The organism is Pseudomonas sp. HY13-MNA-CIBAN-0226, assembly GCF_040310305.1.
GTDB lineage: Bacteria > Pseudomonadota > Gammaproteobacteria > Pseudomonadales > Pseudomonadaceae > Aquipseudomonas > Aquipseudomonas gregormendelii.
The window spans coordinates 1-494 of record NZ_JBEOPS010000068.1; the positions used below are offsets into that span (position 1 = coordinate 1).

1 protein-coding gene is annotated in these 494 nt (G+C 57.9%); it reads right to left on the reverse strand.

The window, feature by feature from the left end; all coding sequences use genetic code 11:
* Positions 1-494, reverse strand: a 494-nt coding sequence (locus AAEZ05_RS27775; RefSeq protein ID WP_350649747.1) for an immunoglobulin-like domain-containing protein, incomplete at both ends; no start/stop codon positions are given.

Sequence of the window (494 nt, forward strand, 5' to 3'; positions counted from 1 at the left end):
GTATCGGTGATAACGACCGAAGCCGGATTCCCCAGAACCACATTTTCCAGCGCCGTACCGTTGGAGGTTGCACCGGCAACACCCAGGTTCACAGTGCCGCCGTCTTTGTAGACGTCATCACCTTGCGGCGCGAGGGTGTGGACTTTTTGGGTTTCGCCTGCGGCGAAAACCACAGTCTGGCCATTGCTCAGGGTCACGGTGACTGGCTGAGTCTGGGCTTTATCCAGCTTGATGGTGAAACTCGCATCCTGGTTTTCCAGGACCGGGCCGTTGCCAGTGATGCTGATGTTAACCGCGTCGCCTTGACCGGTAGGTTCGTCAGTAACGGTGGTTTCCAGCGAGTTCTGACCCAGGGTCAGTTGCTCGAAGTTGTCTGCGCCGGTCACCGATTCCAGCTTGTTGATGATGGTCGGCTGACCGCCAACCAGGATGTCGTCCGGAGCAACAATGGTCGCGCTGCCGACGTTACCGTTGGCTGGGACTTTGATCTGGGT